At 69.3% G+C, this 16,201-nt stretch carries 11 protein-coding genes and 1 tRNA gene; 11 read left to right on the top strand and 1 reads right to left on the bottom strand.

Annotated elements, in window-relative coordinates:
• Positions 1 to 5 precede the first annotated feature (5 nt).
• Entirely contained in the window at positions 6 to 1,253 is a 1,248-nt protein-coding gene (locus ACFCLZ_RS22545) for a pyridoxal phosphate-dependent aminotransferase (protein WP_380278685.1), read from the bottom strand.
• Between the two features lie 268 nt (positions 1,254 to 1,521).
• Here ACFCLZ_RS22545 and ACFCLZ_RS22550 point away from each other — a divergent pair.
• The 11 genes from ACFCLZ_RS22550 to ACFCLZ_RS22600 all read left to right on the top strand — a co-directional run bounded on the left by ACFCLZ_RS22550 (position 1,522) and on the right by ACFCLZ_RS22600 (position 16,189).
• Positions 1,522 to 1,594: transfer RNA gene (locus ACFCLZ_RS22550), tRNA-Trp, on the top strand.
• A 148-nt stretch (positions 1,595 to 1,742) separates the two neighbouring features.
• A complete protein-coding gene (gene secE / locus ACFCLZ_RS22555; RefSeq protein ID WP_380278687.1) occupies positions 1,743 to 2,075 on the top strand; it encodes a preprotein translocase subunit SecE in 333 nt (110 codons plus the stop codon).
• Between the two features lie 210 nt (positions 2,076 to 2,285).
• Positions 2,286 to 3,182: a transcription termination/antitermination protein NusG gene (gene nusG, locus ACFCLZ_RS22560; RefSeq protein WP_380278689.1), complete on the top strand. Its 897-nt coding sequence runs from the start codon at positions 2,286 to 2,288 to the stop codon at positions 3,180 to 3,182.
• 164 nt (positions 3,183 to 3,346) lie between these two features.
• Positions 3,347 to 3,781, top strand: a complete 435-nt coding sequence (gene rplK, locus ACFCLZ_RS22565; protein WP_380278691.1) for a 50S ribosomal protein L11 — start codon at positions 3,347 to 3,349, stop codon at positions 3,779 to 3,781.
• A 79-nt stretch (positions 3,782 to 3,860) separates the two neighbouring features.
• On the top strand, positions 3,861 to 4,583 hold the full coding sequence (gene rplA, locus ACFCLZ_RS22570; protein ID WP_045939618.1) for a 50S ribosomal protein L1: 723 nt from the start codon (positions 3,861 to 3,863) through the stop codon (positions 4,581 to 4,583).
• A 181-nt stretch (positions 4,584 to 4,764) separates the two neighbouring features.
• On the top strand, positions 4,765 to 5,592 hold the full coding sequence (locus tag ACFCLZ_RS22575) for a hypothetical protein (protein WP_380278694.1): 828 nt from the start codon (positions 4,765 to 4,767) through the stop codon (positions 5,590 to 5,592).
• A gap of 158 nt (positions 5,593 to 5,750) precedes the next feature.
• Positions 5,751 to 6,629 (top strand): hypothetical protein, encoded by an 879-nt coding sequence (locus ACFCLZ_RS22580; RefSeq protein WP_380278696.1) that lies wholly within the window; start codon positions 5,751 to 5,753, stop codon positions 6,627 to 6,629.
• 352 nt (positions 6,630 to 6,981) lie between these two features.
• On the top strand, positions 6,982 to 7,545 hold the full coding sequence (gene rplJ / locus ACFCLZ_RS22585) for a 50S ribosomal protein L10 (protein ID WP_380278698.1): 564 nt from the start codon (positions 6,982 to 6,984) through the stop codon (positions 7,543 to 7,545).
• Between the two features lie 90 nt (positions 7,546 to 7,635).
• Positions 7,636 to 8,019 (top strand): 50S ribosomal protein L7/L12, encoded by a 384-nt coding sequence (gene rplL, locus ACFCLZ_RS22590; RefSeq protein WP_380278700.1) that lies wholly within the window; start codon positions 7,636 to 7,638, stop codon positions 8,017 to 8,019.
• 698 nt (positions 8,020 to 8,717) lie between these two features.
• Entirely contained in the window at positions 8,718 to 12,194 is a 3,477-nt protein-coding gene (gene rpoB, locus ACFCLZ_RS22595) for a DNA-directed RNA polymerase subunit beta (protein ID WP_380278702.1), read from the top strand.
• Positions 12,195 to 12,295: 101 nt separating this feature from the next.
• Positions 12,296 to 16,189 (top strand): DNA-directed RNA polymerase subunit beta', encoded by a 3,894-nt coding sequence (locus ACFCLZ_RS22600; protein ID WP_380278704.1) that lies wholly within the window; start codon positions 12,296 to 12,298, stop codon positions 16,187 to 16,189.
• The last annotated feature ends 12 nt before the right edge of the window (positions 16,190 to 16,201 follow it).

Below are 16,201 nucleotides of genomic sequence, written 5' to 3' on the forward strand. Positions count from 1 at the left end.
AAAGATCAGTCGCGGGCCTCGCCCAGCAGCTTCTGGACGCGGCCGACGCCCTCGGCGAGGTCGGCGTCGCCCAGCGCGTAGGAGAGCCGCAGGTAGCCGGGGGTGCCGAAGGCCTCGCCGGGGACGACCGCGACCTCGGCCTCGTCCAGGATCAGCGAGGCCAGCTCGGCGGAGGTCTGCGGGCGCTGCCCGCGGATCTCCTTGCCCAGCAGGGCCTTGACCGACGGGTAGACGTAGAAGGCGCCCTCGGGCTCGGGGCAGACCACGCCGTCGATCTCGTTGAGCATCTTCACGATGGCGCGCCGGCGCCGGTCGAAGGCGGTGCGCATCTCGTGGACGGCGGAGAGGTCGCCGGCGACGGCGGCCAGGGCGGCGCGCTGGGCCACGTTGGAGACGTTCGAGGTGGCGTGCGACTGCAGGTTGGTGGCCGCCTTGACGACGTCCTTGGGGCCGATCACCCAGCCCACCCGCCAGCCGGTCATCGCGTAGGTCTTGGCGACGCCGTTGACCACGATGGTCTTGTCGGCCAGCTCGGGCAGCAGGGCCGGCAGCGAGGTGAACTCGGCGTCGCCGTAGACCAGGTGCTCGTAGATCTCGTCGGTGAGCACCCACAGCCCGTGCTCCAGGGCCCAGCGGCCGATCGCCTCGGCCTCGGCCCGGGTGTACACCGCGCCGGTCGGGTTGGACGGCGAGACGAACAGCACCACCTTGGTGTTCTCGGTGCGGGCGGCCTCCAGCTGCTCGACCGAGACCTTGTAGCCGGTGGTCTCGTCGGTCACGACCTCCACCGGCACGCCGCCGGCCAGCTGGATCGACTCCGGGTAGGTGGTCCAGTACGGCGCCGGGACGATGACCTCGTCGCCCGGGTCGAGGATCGCGGCGAACGCCTCGTAGATCGCCTGCTTGCCGCCGTTGGTCACCAGCACCTGGGAGGCGTCCACCGCGTAGCCGGAGTCGCGCAGCGTCTTGGCCGCGATCGCCTCCTTGAGCTCCGGCAGGCCGCCGGCCGGGGTGTAGCGGTGGTTCTTCGGGTCGCGGCAGGCCTCGACGGCCGTCTCGACGATGTAGTCCGGGGTGGGGAAGTCCGGCTCGCCGGCGCCGAAGCCGATGACCGGACGGCCGGCCGCCTTGAGGGCCTTGGCCTTGGCGTCCACGGCGAGGGTGGCGGACTCGGCGATCGCGCCGATCCGGGCGGAGACGCGGCGGTCGGCGGGGCGGACGGAACTGTCGGGCTGCGGGGTGGAAGCGCTCATGCCTGCATGGTCGCAGACCGCACACGGCGCGGGCATGGCGGTTTCACGATATGTACGGGGCCGTCCACATGGCGGCCCGGTGGGACCCGAAGTGACAGCAGGAGAAGAAGGAGAAGAAGAGGTTCGACCAAACGCCCTCCGACCACGTACACTCACTGCTCGACGGCCACCGAACGAACCGGAGCCTCCGCCGCCGTACAGAACCTGTACGGGGATCGGTGGAAGATGCGGTAGGTTGGTGGTCGCTACTGGGGCCGCGAGGTTCCGTAGGGCAATAGCTCAATTGGTAGAGCACCGGTCTCCAAAACCGGCGGTTGGGGGTTCAAGTCCCTCTTGCCCTGCTGCTTGATCCGTACTCAGCCCGTTCGCTCCGCAGAGCGAGCGGGCTTGATGCGGAGAGGGCGCCGATCAGCACCGTTAGCCGGCCGCTCGTGCCCTTTTCGGGCACGCAGTCGACGTCCGGCAGGACCCGGATTCAGGTGAGGACGAGTGACGGAGACCACGGGCTCCACCGCAACGCCTGAGAGCGGCAACCCCGAGGGGACCGACGGCGCTGCCGAGACCACGCCCGCGGAGGGCGAGTCGCGCCGCAAGCGCTCTGGCGACAAGAAGTCCGGCAAGCGCGGCAAGAAGGGCGTCTTCGCCCGGCTCGCGCTGTTCTACCGGCAGATCATCGCCGAACTCCGCAAGGTCGTCTGGCCGACCCGCAACCAGCTGATGAGCTACACCAGCGTCGTGGTCGTGTTCGTCGTGGTCGTGATGGCCTTCGTGTGGGGCCTCGACTACGGCTTCTCCAAGGCCGCCATCTGGATCTTCGGCTGACGCAGCCGTTCACCTTCGAATCAGCTTCCCCGACCCGGGCCGGTCCTCGGCCCGGGTCGAGCTGTCTGCGTCGGCGGGATGGGGCCGCTACCGTTGACTCGGTACTGTTGAAGTCTCCGAGGCGAACTTCCGGCGACCGCGTGAGCGGAGCGTCGCCGGCTTGTCGCGGAGCGCGCCACCTTCACCATCTCCAGGAAAGAAGCAGCCACCGTGTCTGAGTCCCCCCTGTACGACGCCGACGAGACCGTCCGCGAGGCGGATGTCGCCGCCGAGGACGCGGCCGAGCTGGCTGACGACGTCGAGACCGACGAGCAGCAGATCGTGGACGCCGTCGACGCCGACGAGGACGAGGCCGAGGCGCACGACGAGGCCGAGGCCGGGGAGTCGGCCGAGGAGGCCGCGCTGCACGTGGAGTCCGACGAGGAGCCGGCCGAGGAGGCCGCCACCGAGGAGACCGCCGCCGAGGAGACCGAGGCCGAGTCGGCCGAAGAGGTCGAGGAGGTCGACCCGGTCGCCAAGTTCCGCGAGGACCTGCGGTTCATGCCGGGCGAGTGGTACGTGATCCACACCTACGCCGGCTACGAGAACCGGGTGAAGCAGAACCTGGAGCAGCGCGCGGTCTCCCTCAACGTCGAGGAGTACATCTTCCAGGCCGAGGTGCCGCAGGAGGAGGTCGTCCAGATCAAGAACGGCGACCGCAAGACCATCCGCCAGAACAAGCTCCCCGGCTACGTCCTGGTGCGCATGGACCTCACCCCGGAGTCCTGGGGCGTCGTGCGCAACACCCCCGGTGTCACCGGCTTCGTCGGCAACGCCTACGACCCGTACCCGCTGACCCTGGACGAGGTCGTCAAGATGCTCGCCCCCGACGTCGAGCGCCAGGCGGCCAAGGAGGCCGGCAAGCCCTCGCCGGTCAAGCCCAGCGAGATCCAGGTGCTCGACTTCGAGGTCGGCGACTCGGTCACCGTCACCGACGGCCCGTTCGCCACCCTCCAGGCGACCATCAACGAGATCAACCCGGACTCGAAGAAGGTCAAGGGCCTGGTCGAGATCTTCGGCCGGGAGACCCCGGTCGAGCTCTCCTTCGACCAGATCCAGAAGAACTAGTCCCACCGTCTTCGGATTCGGGGCGGGCCTGCGGGCCCGCCCCGAATCCGTTTTGGTCCAGCGACGCCGAGGCGTTAGCCTGGTCCGATGTGTGTGCTGGCGACCGGGTGTCGCCCCGGTTCCGCGCACACCAGCAATCACCTCTCGGAAGGACCCGGAGAGACATGCCTCCCAAGAAGAAGAAGGTCACGGGGCTTATCAAGCTCCAGATCAACGCCGGTGCGGCCAACCCGGCCCCGCCGGTCGGCCCCGCGCTGGGTCAGCACGGCGTCAACATCATGGAGTTCTGCAAGGCCTACAACGCCGCGACCGAGTCGCAGCGCGGCATGATCGTGCCGGTGGAGATCACGGTCTACGACGACCGTTCCTTCACCTTCATCACGAAGACGCCGCCGGCCGCGCGCCTCATCCTGAAGGCCGCCGGCATCGAGAAGGGCTCCAGCGAGCCGCACAAGACCAAGGTCGCCAAGCTCAGCAGCGCCCAGGTCCGCGAGATCGCCACCACCAAGATGCCCGACCTGAACGCCAACGACCTGGACGCCGCGGAGAAGATCATCGCCGGCACCGCCCGGTCGATGGGCATCACCGTCGAGGGCTGATCACCCCTTCTCGTCCCCCGTGGTAGGGCCTGCGCTGGCCCGTGAATACCACAACTCCCATCACCATTCAGGAGCAGCTATGAAGCGCAGCAAGGCCCTGAAGGCCGCGGACGCCCAGGTCGACCGCGAGCGCCTTTACGCCCCCCTCGAGGCCATCCGCCTCGCCAAGGCGACCAGCACCAGCAAGTTCGACGGCACCGTCGAGGTCGCCATGCGTCTGGGTGTCGACCCGCGCAAGGCCGACCAGATGGTCCGCAGCACCGTGATCCTCCCGCACGGCACCGGTAAGACCGCTCGGGTCCTGGTCTTCGCGACCGGCGAGCGTGCCGAGGCCGCGCGTGCTGCGGGTGCCGACATCGTCGGTGCCGACGAGCTCATCGACGAGGTCGCCAAGGGCAAGCTGGACTTCGACGCCGTCGTCGCCACCCCGGACCTCATGGGCAAGGTCGGCCGCCTCGGCCGCGTGCTCGGTCCCCGTGGCCTGATGCCGAACCCGAAGACCGGCACCGTCACCCCCGATGTCGCCAAGGCTGTCAACGACATCAAGGGCGGCAAGATCGAGTTCCGCGTCGACAAGCACTCGAACCTGCACTTCATCATCGGTAAGGCCTCCTTCACCGACGAGCAGCTGGTCGAGAACTACGCCGCCGCGCTGGACGAGGTGCTCCGCGCCAAGCCGTCCGCCGCCAAGGGCCGCTACATCAAGAAGACCGCGTTCTCGACCACCATCGGCCCCGGCATCCTGGTGGACCCGAACCGCACCCGCAACCTCCTCGTCGAGGAGGACCCGGCCGCGGTCTGATCGCAGCTGTCGTCCGTACGGCGGGCCCGTACCCCCTTCGCCGGGGGTGCGGGCCCGCCGTCGTTTCCCGATCGATACCCCCGGCGTGGCGAACCGGTGCGCGGTCCGTCGTACGCTCGCCCGGTCCGCCCGCGTGCTCCCGCCCAGGGGGCCGCCGCCGTCCGACCGCCGGAGAGTGTTCGTGCCCGCCCTTCGCCCCGCCGCCAAGGGGGCGGCCCTGCTGCTGCTCGCCGCCGGCCTGACCGCGTGCAGCGTGCTGGCCGTGTCCGGCGACCGCACCCCGATCAGCGACCGCCCCACCCCGCGCCCGCCCCGGCAGGTGCTGCTGTCCGCCTCCCAGCGGCTGGACGACGCCGGCGGGGCCCGGGTCCGGGTGGTCCAGGAGGGCCCGGCCGGGCGGCGCGGCGCCGACGGAACGGTGTCCTGGGGCGCCCGCGACGCGGCCGAGCTGACCGTCACCGACGAGCTGGGCACCGGGCGGCTGCGCGGCCAGGACGGCTTGCTGGAGCTGGACCACCCGGGGGCGGCCCCCAGGACGGCGGACCGGGGCCGGGCGGAGTCGCTGGACCCGCGGGCGGCGGCCGCGCCGGGCGGGGCGGGCGGATGGGCCGGCGGCTGGATCACCGGCCTGCTGTCCAACCCGGGCGGACCGGCGCACACGATGGCGCTGGGCGGCCGGCTCACCCCGCTCGGCGGCGAGGAGCTGAACGGCGAGACGGTCGCGCACTACCGGGGCACCGCCTCGCCGGCGGACTACTACGGCGCCGAGGAGGGGCTGAGCCCCGCGCGGCTGACCGAGCTGCTGGGCTACTACGAGCGCAACGGGGTCGGCACGCTGGAGTACGACTTCTGGGTGGCCCCCGGGGACCGGCTGCTGCGGGTGCGCTCCACCGTGCGCGGCACGGCCGGCGCGGTGGTGACCACGACGGACATCGCCGAGGGCGCCGAGCCCGCCACCGACCCGTCCGCGGACCCGTCCGCCGGGCCGTCCACCGCGCCGACGCCCTAGGGCCGCGCGAGGGCCGTGCGGCCGAGTGGCGGGGGGTGCCACCGGGTCGGGAGAGGCCGGGTGGCAAGGTGGGCGGGAGCGGACGCTCCGGCCTGTGCGGGCGTCCGGCGTGAACGGATCGGGCGGATCGGGCGGATCGATCGGACGGGGAGGCGTGGATGGCGGTGCGGCAGCGGCTGGCGGCGGTGGTCGCCGTCGCGGTGCTGGCGGCCGGACCGGCCGGGTGCAGTTCGGCCGGCGGCCCGGCGCCGTCCCCGTCGCCGAGCACGCCCGGCGAGGCCACGCCGACGCCCAGCAGCGCCTCTCCGACCTGGCCGGCCAAGCCGACCGACCGCTCCCCGCACGGGGTGCTGCTCTCCTCCCAGCTGGCCATGCAGACCGCCCGCCGGGCCAAGGTCAGCTACCGGCTGGGAGCGGACGCCGGCTCCGGACCGCTGTTCTGGCAGCCGAAGACCGCGCTCCAGGTCAAACGTTCCACCCCGGCCGCCGCCGAGCAGCTGATCGTCGTCGACACCGTCGCCTACGAGGGCGGTGACGCGGCCACCGCCGCCCGGCAGGGCGGCCGGCACTGGGAGCGGTTCGCCGGGCCGACGGGGTCGGACGGGCACCGGGAGATCCCGTACGCCGGGCTGATCGACCTGCTCAACCCGGTGGTGGCGCTGGCCGCCGCGACCGCCGAGGGGATCACCGCCCAGTACGTCGGCGAGGAGAAGTTCGAGGACTCGACGGTCGAGCACTACCGGGTGACCACCGACGCGGCCCGCTACGCGGCGGCGCAGACCCAGCTCACCCCGGCCCGCCGGGAGGGGCTGCGGACGGCGCTGACGCCCGGCGGCTCGGCCTCGCTGACCCTGGACCTCTGGCTGAACGACAAGGACCAGCTGGTCCGGATGGAGCGGACCGGGACGGGGGACGGCGGCCGGCTGGACGACTCGGTGGTCTACACCGACCCCGGCGGCTCGCTCTCGGTGCAGGCCCCGGCGGAGGCGGACACCGTGGACACCGGCGCCCGCACCGTCTCCCCGCTGGCCCGCTGAGCCGGCTCGGCAGGGCGCCGGCCGGGGGCGATTTGCCCCGGACGGCGGCGTCCGGCTAGTGTGGCGGAAGCCAAAGACCGCTGGTTGTCGCTGTGCCCCCGCAAGGGAGTACGTGACCGAAGGACCCGCGCTTCACGCGCGGGCAGCCCGCGCAGGACTGTTTGGAGCTTTGACCTCCGGGTCGCGTGCCCCGCACGTGGATCCGTCGAGTTCACGCCGAGCCCCGTGCGCCTGCGCACCGGGGCTCATCTGCTTTTCCGCAGGGGCTTCCTTTCGTCCAGTGGTTCGCGGCGCGAATGGTCGACTCTCGCGGTCGGCCCGACTTCGACATCACGGAAGGAGGCGTAAGCCTATGGCTAGGCCCGACAAGGCTGCTGCCGTCGCCGAGATCACGGAGCTTTTCCGTGGCTCGAACGCGGCCGTGCTGACCGAGTACCGCGGTCTCACGGTGAAGCAGGTCAAGACCCTGCGTCGCTCCCTGGGTGACAACGCCCAGTACGCCGTGGTGAAGAACACGCTGACCAAGATCGCGGCCAATGAGGTCGGGATCACGGAGCTCGACGACCTGTTCGCCGGTCCGACGGCTGTCGCCTTCGTCACCGGTGACCCGGTGGAGTCGGCGAAGGCTCTGCGTGACTTCGCCAAGGAGAACCCCGCTCTCGTCATCAAGGGCGGTGTCCTTGACGGTAAGGCGCTGTCCGCCGACGAGATCAAGAAGCTCGCGGACCTCGAGTCCCGCGAGGTGCTGCTCGCCAAGCTGGCGGGTGCCCTGAAGGGCAAGCAGTCCCAGGCTGCCGCGCTCTTCCAGGCCCTGCCGTCGAAGCTCGTCCGCACTGTGGACGCGCTGCGCGACAAGGTCGAGCAGGGCGGTGCCGGTACGCCGGCTCCCGCCGCCGAGGAGACCGCGGCCGAGTAATCGGCCGGGGCCACGCCTCGCTGCGGGCCCGTACGCCCGCCAACCCGTACATCCGGCACCACCTGCCGATTTAGTGGAAGGACGCCAATCATGGCGAAGCTGTCCCAGGACGAGCTGCTCGCGCAGTTCGAGGACCTCACCCTCATCGAGCTGGCCGCGTTCGTGAAGGCCTTCGAGGAGAAGTTCGACGTCACCGCCGCCGCCCCGGTCGCCGTTGCCGCCGCCGGTGGCGCTGCCGCCGCCGCCGAGGCCGTCGAGGAGCAGGACGAGTTCGACGTCATCCTCGAGGGTGCCGGCGACAAGAAGATCCAGGTCATCAAGGAGGTGCGCACCCTGACCTCCCTCGGCCTGAAGGAGGCCAAGGACCTCGTTGACACCGCCGGTGCCAAGGTCCTGGAGAAGGTTGCCAAGGACGTTGCCGAGAAGGCCAAGGCCGCCCTCGAGGCCGCCGGCGCCAAGGTCACCGTCAAGTGACTCTCCGCCCCCTCTGAGGGGGCTGTGGGCCGGGCCGATCACCCTTGTGGTGGTCGGCCCGGCCTTTTGCGTTCTCCGGCCCCGCCGGCCGTTCCGTGCGTGGACACACCGGTGTGGCCGAACGCTCACTCGGCACTGTCGGTGCGGGCGGGTATGGTGATCGCTGTCATCGGGTGAGGCCCCGACCACGGCTTCTGTAACGCCGGGGTGGTCCGGCGCGATGAAGGGGTCGAGGTCCGCGCCGGAGGCGGGCCCTTGACGAACCCGGCAGGGCGCGCGATTCTCAAGGCGCGAGTCGGCCCGGTTGGTCCTCCGTCGGATGCATAACCGGCGGCTCCGGCGGGAAGTGACTCCACGTGAGTCGTGGGGCCCGGTGAGTTCGGGCCGGTGCAGTACCCGGCGGGCGTTCGCGCCCGACGGCTACCGGGAGGAGTCTCCGATTCGGTCTCCGAATCAGAGCTGGACAGCAGTGTCGCCATTGGCTACACTGTCCCTTTGCGCTGCCTGTTAGCTGCTCCGTGACTCGTCGCCCGGAGTTTGCGTTGCCCCGAAGGGGTCTGGCACCACCTCCGCAAAGCGGCTCTGACCTGAGGTTTCGACCTCGGCAGAGGCCAGTGGCGAGGGAGGCGGGACCAAGCCCGTGAAGGCCCGGCTGGTACGCGCGTAGTGAGCTCCGAGCCCTCGGAAGGACCCCCCTCTTGGCCGCGCCGCGCAACGCCTCGAACAATTCCGCCGCATCCACCGCCCCGCTCCGCGTCTCCTTCGCGAAGATCAAGGAGCCCCTCGAGGTCCCGAACCTCCTGGCCCTGCAGACCGAGAGCTTTGACTGGCTGCTCGGCAACGCGGCCTGGAAGACCCGGGTCGAGCAGGCGCTGGAGAACGGTCTGGACGTCCCCACCAAGTCCGGTCTGGAGGAGATCTTCGAGGAGATCTCGCCGATCGAGGACTTCAGCGGGTCGATGTCCCTGACCTTCCGCGACCACCGTTTCGAGCCGCCGAAGAACTCGATTGACGAGTGCAAGGACCGCGACTTCACGTTCGCGGCCCCGCTCTTCGTCACGGCCGAGTTCACCAACAACGAGACCGGTGAGATCAAGTCTCAGACGGTCTTCATGGGCGACTTCCCGCTCATGACCCACAAGGGCACGTTCGTGATCAACGGCACCGAGCGTGTCGTCGTGTCGCAGCTCGTCCGCTCCCCGGGTGTGTACTTCGACTCCACCCTGGACAAGGTGTCCGACAAGGACATCTTCTCCTGCAAGGTCATCCCCTCGCGTGGTGCCTGGCTGGAGATGGAGATCGACAAGCGCGACATGGTCGGCGTCCGCATCGACCGCAAGCGCAAGCAGTCCGTCACCGTGCTGCTCAAGGCCCTCGGCTGGACCAACGAGATGATTCTCGAGGAGTTCGGCGAGTACGAGTCGATGCGCGCCACCCTGGAGAAGGACCACACCCAGGGCCAGGACGACGCGCTGCTCGACATCTACCGCAAGCTGCGCCCGGGCGAGCCGCCGACGCGCGAGGCCGCGCAGACGCTGCTGGAGAACCTGTACTTCAACCCGAAGCGCTACGACCTCGCCAAGGTCGGCCGCTACAAGGTGAACCGCAAGCTCGGCAACGCCGAGTCGCTGGACTCCGGTGTGCTCACCGAGCCCGACATCATCAACGCGATCAAGTACCTGGTCAAGCTGCACGCCGGCGAGGTCGACTGGCGTGACGAGACCGGCCGCGACATCGTGGTCGAGGTCGACGACATCGACCACTTCGGCAACCGCCGCCTGCGCAACGTGGGCGAGCTCATCCAGAACCAGGTCCGTACGGGTCTCGCCCGTATGGAGCGCGTCGTGCGCGAGCGCATGACCACCCAGGACGTCGAGGCGATCACGCCGCAGACCCTGATCAACATCCGGCCGGTCGTCGCCTCCATCAAGGAGTTCTTCGGCACCAGCCAGCTGTCGCAGTTCATGGACCAGACGAACCCGCTGTCGGGCCTGACCCACAAGCGCCGTCTGTCCGCGCTCGGCCCCGGCGGTCTCTCCCGTGAGCGCGCCGGCTTCGAGGTCCGTGACGTGCACCCCTCGCACTACGGCCGCATGTGTCCGATCGAGACCCCGGAAGGCCCGAACATCGGTCTGATCGGGTCGCTGGCCTCGTACGGCCGGGTCAACGCCTTCGGCTTCATCGAGACCCCGTACCGCAAGGTCGTCGAGGGCGTGGTCACCGAGCAGGTCGACTACCTGACCGCCGACGAGGAGGACCGCTACGTCATCGCCCAGGCGAACGCCCCGCTGACCGCGGACCTGCACTTCGCCGAGCCGCGCGTCCTGGTCCGCCGCCGCGGCGGCGAGATCGACTACATCCCGGGCACCGAGATCGACTACATGGACGTCTCGCCGCGCCAGATGGTGTCGGTCGCGACCGCCATGATCCCGTTCCTCGAGCACGACGACGCCAACCGCGCGCTCATGGGCTCGAACATGATGCGCCAGGCGGTGCCGCTGCTGAAGAGCGAGGCCCCGCTGGTCGGCACCGGCATGGAGTACCGCTGCGCCGTCGACGCCGCGGACGTCATCACCGCCGAGAAGCCGGGTGTCGTCCAGGAGGTCTCGGCCGACTACGTCACCGTGGCCAACGACGACGGCACGTACACCACGTACCGCGCCGCCAAGTTCACTCGCTCGAACCAGGGCACCGCCTTCAACCAGAAGGTGCTCGTGGACGAGGGCACCCGGGTGGAGGTCAACCAGGTGCTGGCCGACGGCCCGTGCACCGACGAGGGCGAGATGGCCCTCGGCAAGAACCTCCTCGTGGCGTTCATGTCCTGGGAGGGCCACAACTACGAGGACGCGATCATCCTGTCGCAGCGCCTCGTGCAGGACGACGTCCTCTCCTCGATCCACATCGAGGAGCACGAGGTCGACGCCCGTGACACCAAGCTCGGCCCCGAGGAGATCACCCGGGACATCCCGAACGTCTCCGAGGAGGTCCTCGCCGACCTCGACGAGCGCGGCATCATCCGCATCGGCGCCGACGTCGTCACCGGCGACATCCTGGTCGGCAAGGTCACCCCGAAGGGCGAGACCGAGCTGACCCCGGAGGAGCGCCTGCTGCGCGCGATCTTCGGCGAGAAGGCCCGTGAGGTCCGCGACACCTCGCTGAAGGTCCCGCACGGTGAGTCCGGCAAGGTCATCGGCGTGCGCGTGTTCGACCGCGAGGAGGGCGACGAGCTCCCCCCGGGTGTCAACCAGCTGGTCCGCGTCTACGTGGCCCAGAAGCGCAAGATCACCAACGGTGACAAGCTCGCCGGCCGTCACGGCAACAAGGGCGTCATCTCCAAGATCCTGCCGGTCGAGGACATGCCGTTCCTGGAGGACGGCACCCCGGTCGACATCATCCTCAACCCGCTGGGTGTCCCGTCCCGAATGAACCCGGGACAGGTCCTGGAGATCCACCTCGGCTGGCTCTCCAAGCAGGGCTGGGACGTCTCCGGCCTCGCCGACGAGTGGGCCAAGCGCCTCCAGGCGATCGGCGCCGACAAGGTCGAGGGCGGCACCAACCTGGCCACCCCGGTGTTCGACGGCGCCCGCGAGGACGAGATCACCGGTCTGCTGGACCACACCACCCTCACCCGTGACGGTGAGCGCCTGGTGAACTCCACCGGCAAGGCGCGGCTGTTCGACGGCCGCTCCGGCGAGCCGTTCCCGATGCCCGTCTCGGTCGGCTACATGTACATCCTCAAGCTGCACCACCTGGTCGACGACAAGCTGCACGCCCGCTCGACCGGCCCGTACTCGATGATCACCCAGCAGCCGCTCGGTGGTAAGGCGCAGTTCGGTGGTCAGCGCTTCGGTGAGATGGAGGTGTGGGCCCTTGAGGCATACGGCGCGGCCTACGCGCTGCAGGAGCTCCTCACCATCAAGTCCGACGACGTCCTCGGCCGCGTGAAGGTCTACGAGGCCATCGTCAAGGGCGAGAACATCCCCGAGCCCGGCATTCCCGAGTCCTTCAAGGTCCTCATCAAGGAAATGCAGTCGCTCTGCCTCAACGTGGAGGTGCTGTCCTCGGACGGCCAGTCCATCGAGATGCGGGACTCCGACGAGGACGTCTTCCGCGCCGCCGAAGAGCTCGGCATCGACCTGTCCCGGCGCGAGCCGAGCAGCGTCGAAGAGGTCTGACGGAGGTGGGGCCGGCTGCCCACTGAGCAGCCGGCCCGCCCCCAGGCCCCCCTCAGACCACACGAACGACTCTCGACTTACGAAAGAGGGCTTGACGACCAGTGCTTGACGTCAACTTCTTCGACGAGCTCCGCATCGGCCTGGCCACCGCCGACGACATCCGCCAGTGGTCGCACGGCGAGGTCAAGAAGCCGGAGACCATCAACTACCGCACCCTGAAGCCCGAAAAGGACGGCCTCTTCTGCGAGAAGATCTTCGGCCCGACCCGGGACTGGGAGTGCTACTGCGGTAAGTACAAGCGCGTCCGCTTCAAGGGCATCATCTGCGAGCGCTGCGGCGTCGAGGTGACCCGCGCCAAGGTGCGCCGCGAGCGGATGGGCCACATCGAGCTGGCCGCCCCGGTCACCCACATCTGGTACTTCAAGGGTGTGCCGTCCCGCCTCGGCTACCTGCTGGACCTGGCGCCGAAGGACCTCGAGAAGGTCATCTACTTCGCCGCCTACATGATCACCTGGGTCGACGACGAGCGCCGCCAGCGCGACCTGCCGTCCCTGGAGGCGCACGTCTCGGTCGAGCGCCAGCAGATCGAGAACCGCCGCGACTCCGACCTCGAGGCCCGTGCCAAGAAGGCCGAGACCGACCTGGCCGAGCTGGAGGCCGAGGGCGCCAAGGCCGACGTGCGCCGCAAGGTGCGCGAGGGCGCCGAGCGCGAGATGAAGCAGCTGCGCGACCGCGCGCAGCGCGAGCTCGACCGCCTCGACGAGGTGTGGGCCCGCTTCAAGAACCTCAAGGTCCAGGACCTCGAGGGCGACGAGCTGCTCTACCGCGAGCTGCGCGACCGCTTCGGCACCTACTTCTCCGGCTCGATGGGCGCGGCGGCCCTCAAGGACCGCCTCGAGACCTTCGACCTGGCGGAGGAGTCCGAGCGCCTGCGCGAGATCATCCGCACCGGCAAGGGCCAGAAGAAGACCCGTGCGCTGAAGCGCCTCAAGGTCGTCTCCGCGTTCCTGCAGACCACCAACAAGCCCAACGGCATGGTGCTGGACTGCGTCCCGGTCATCCCGCCGGACCTGCGTCCGATGGTGCAGCTGGACGGTGGCCGCTTCGCGACCTCCGACCTGAACGACCTGTACCGCCGCGTCATCAACCGCAACAACCGCCTGAAGCGGCTTCTCGACCTCGGCGCGCCCGAGATCATCGTGAACAACGAGAAGCGCATGCTCCAGGAGGCCGTCGACGCGCTGTTCGACAACGGCCGCCGCGGCCGTCCGGTCACCGGCCCGGGCAACCGCCCGCTGAAGTCCCTCAGCGACATGCTGAAGGGCAAGCAGGGCCGTTTCCGCCAGAACCTGCTCGGCAAGCGCGTCGACTACTCGGCCCGTTCGGTCATCGTCGTCGGCCCGCAGCTCAAGCTGCACCAGTGCGGTCTGCCCAAGGCCATGGCGCTGGAGCTCTTCAAGCCGTTCGTGATGAAGCGCCTGGTCGACCTGAACCACGCGCAGAACATCAAGTCGGCCAAGCGCATGGTCGAGCGCGCCCGCCCGGTCGTGTGGGACGTCCTCGAAGAGGTCATCGCCGAGCACCCGGTCCTGCTGAACCGTGCGCCCACCCTGCACCGCCTCGGCATCCAGGCCTTCGAGCCGCAGCTGGTCGAGGGCAAGGCCATCCAGATCCACCCGCTCGTCTGCACCGCGTTCAACGCGGACTTCGACGGTGACCAGATGGCCGTCCACCTGCCGCTCTCCGCGGAGGCGCAGGCCGAGGCCCGCATCCTGATGCTGTCCTCGAACAACATCCTGAAGCCGGCCGACGGTCGCCCCGTCACCATGCCGACCCAGGACATGGTGCTCGGTCTGTTCTTCCTGACCTCGGACCGCGACAACGTGAAGGGCGCCGGCCGCACCTTCTCGTCGACCGCCGAGGCGATCATGGCCTTCGACGCCCGCGAGCTGGACGTCCAGGCCCCGATCGAGCTGCGCCTGCCCATCGGCACCGTCCCGCCCCGCGGCTGGACCCCGCCGCTGGACGAGGACGGCCAGTCGTCCTGGTTCGAGGGCGAGTCCTTCCGCCTGAAGACCACCCTGGGCCGCGCGCTCTTCAACGAGCTGCTGCCCGAGGACTACCCGTTCGTCGACTACGAGGTGGGCAAGAAGCAGCTCTCCGCGATCGTCAACGACCTGGCCGAGCGCTACCCCAAGGTCACCGTCGCGGCGACCCTGGACAACCTGAAGGCGTCCGGCTTCCACTGGTCGACCCGTTCGGGTGTCACCGTCTCGATCTCGGACGTCATCGTCCCGCCGAGCAAGCCCCAGATCCTGGAGGGCTTCGAGGCGAAGGCGGAGAAGGTCCAGAAGCAGTACGAGCGCGGTCTGATCACCAACGACGAGCGCAAGCAGGAGCTCGTCGGCATCTGGACCCAGGCGACCAACGAGGTCGCGGACGCCATGGCCGCGAACTTCCCGAAGACCAACCCGATCTTCATGATGGTCGACTCGGGCGCGCGTGGAAACATGATGCAGATGCGCCAGATCGCCGGTATGCGTGGTCTGGTGTCCAACGCGAAGAACGAGACCATCCCGCGACCCATCAAGGCGTCGTTCCGTGAGGGTCTCTCCGTGCTGGAGTACTTCATCTCCACCCACGGTGCCCGTAAGGGTCTCGCGGACACCGCCCTGCGTACCGCCGACTCCGGCTACCTCACCCGTCGTCTGGTCGACGTCTCCCAGGACGTCATCATTCGCGAGGAGGACTGCGGTACCGAGCGCGGCCTGAAGCTGGCGATCGGCTCCGTGGGCGCCGACGGCGTGCTGCGCAAGGCCGACGACGTCGAGACCAGCGTCTACGCCCGCATGCTCGCCGAGGACATCACGGTGGACGGCAAGCTGCTGGCCACCGCGAACACCGACCTCGGTGACGTGCTGATCGACGAGCTGATCCGCCACGGCATCAGCGAGGTCAAGACCCGCTCGATCCTGACCTGTGAGTCGGCCGTCGGCACCTGTGCCTTCTGCTACGGCCGCTCGCTGGCCACCGGCAAGCTGGTCGACATCGGTGAGGCGGTCGGCATCATCGCCGCCCAGTCCATCGGTGAGCCCGGCACCCAGCTGACCATGCGTACCTTCCACACCGGTGGTGTGGCCGGTGACGACATCACCCAGGGTCTGCCGCGTGTCGTCGAGCTCTTCGAGGCCCGTACCCCCAAGGGTGTGGCCCCGATCTCGGAGGCGCAGGGCCGGGTCCGCATCGAGGACACCGAGAAGACCCGCAAGCTGGTCGTCACCCCGGACGACGGCACCGACGAGATCGCCTACCCGGTCTCCAAGCGTGTCAAGCTCCTGGTGAGCGAGGGCGAGGCGGTCGAGGTCGGCCAGAAGCTGACCATGGGTGCCACCAACCCGCACGACGTCCTGCGCATCATGGGCCAGCGTGCCGTCCAGATCCACCTGGTGGCCGAGGTCCAGAAGGTCTACAACTCGCAGGGTGTGTCGATCCACGACAAGCACATCGAGATCATCATCCGGCAGATGCTCCGCCGCGTGACGATCATCGAGTCGGGCGACGCCGAGCTGCTCCCGGGCGAGCTCGTCGAGCGCGGCCGCTTCGAGACCGAGAACCGTCGTGTGGTCTCCGAGGGCGGTCACCCCGCCTCCGGCCGTCCGCAGCTGATGGGTATCACCAAGGCCTCGCTGGCCACCGAGTCCTGGCTGTCGGCCGCCTCCTTCCAGGAGACGACCCGGGTCCTCACCGACGCGGCGATCCACGCCAAGTCGGACCCGCTGCTGGGCCTCAAGGAGAACGTCATCCTCGGTAAGCTCATCCCGGCCGGTACGGGTCTGCCCCGCTACCGCAACATCCGGGTCGAGCCGACCGAGGAGGCCAAGGCCGCGATGTACTCGGCCGTCGGCTACGACGACTACGACCTGTCGCCCTTCGGCGCCGGCTCCGGCCAGGCGGTCCCGCTGGACGACTACGACTACGGCCCGTACACCGGCTGAGTCGGACGGTCC

Source organism: Kitasatospora purpeofusca (assembly GCF_042691725.1).
Classification (GTDB): Bacteria; Actinomycetota; Actinomycetes; order Streptomycetales; family Streptomycetaceae; genus Kitasatospora; species Kitasatospora purpeofusca_B.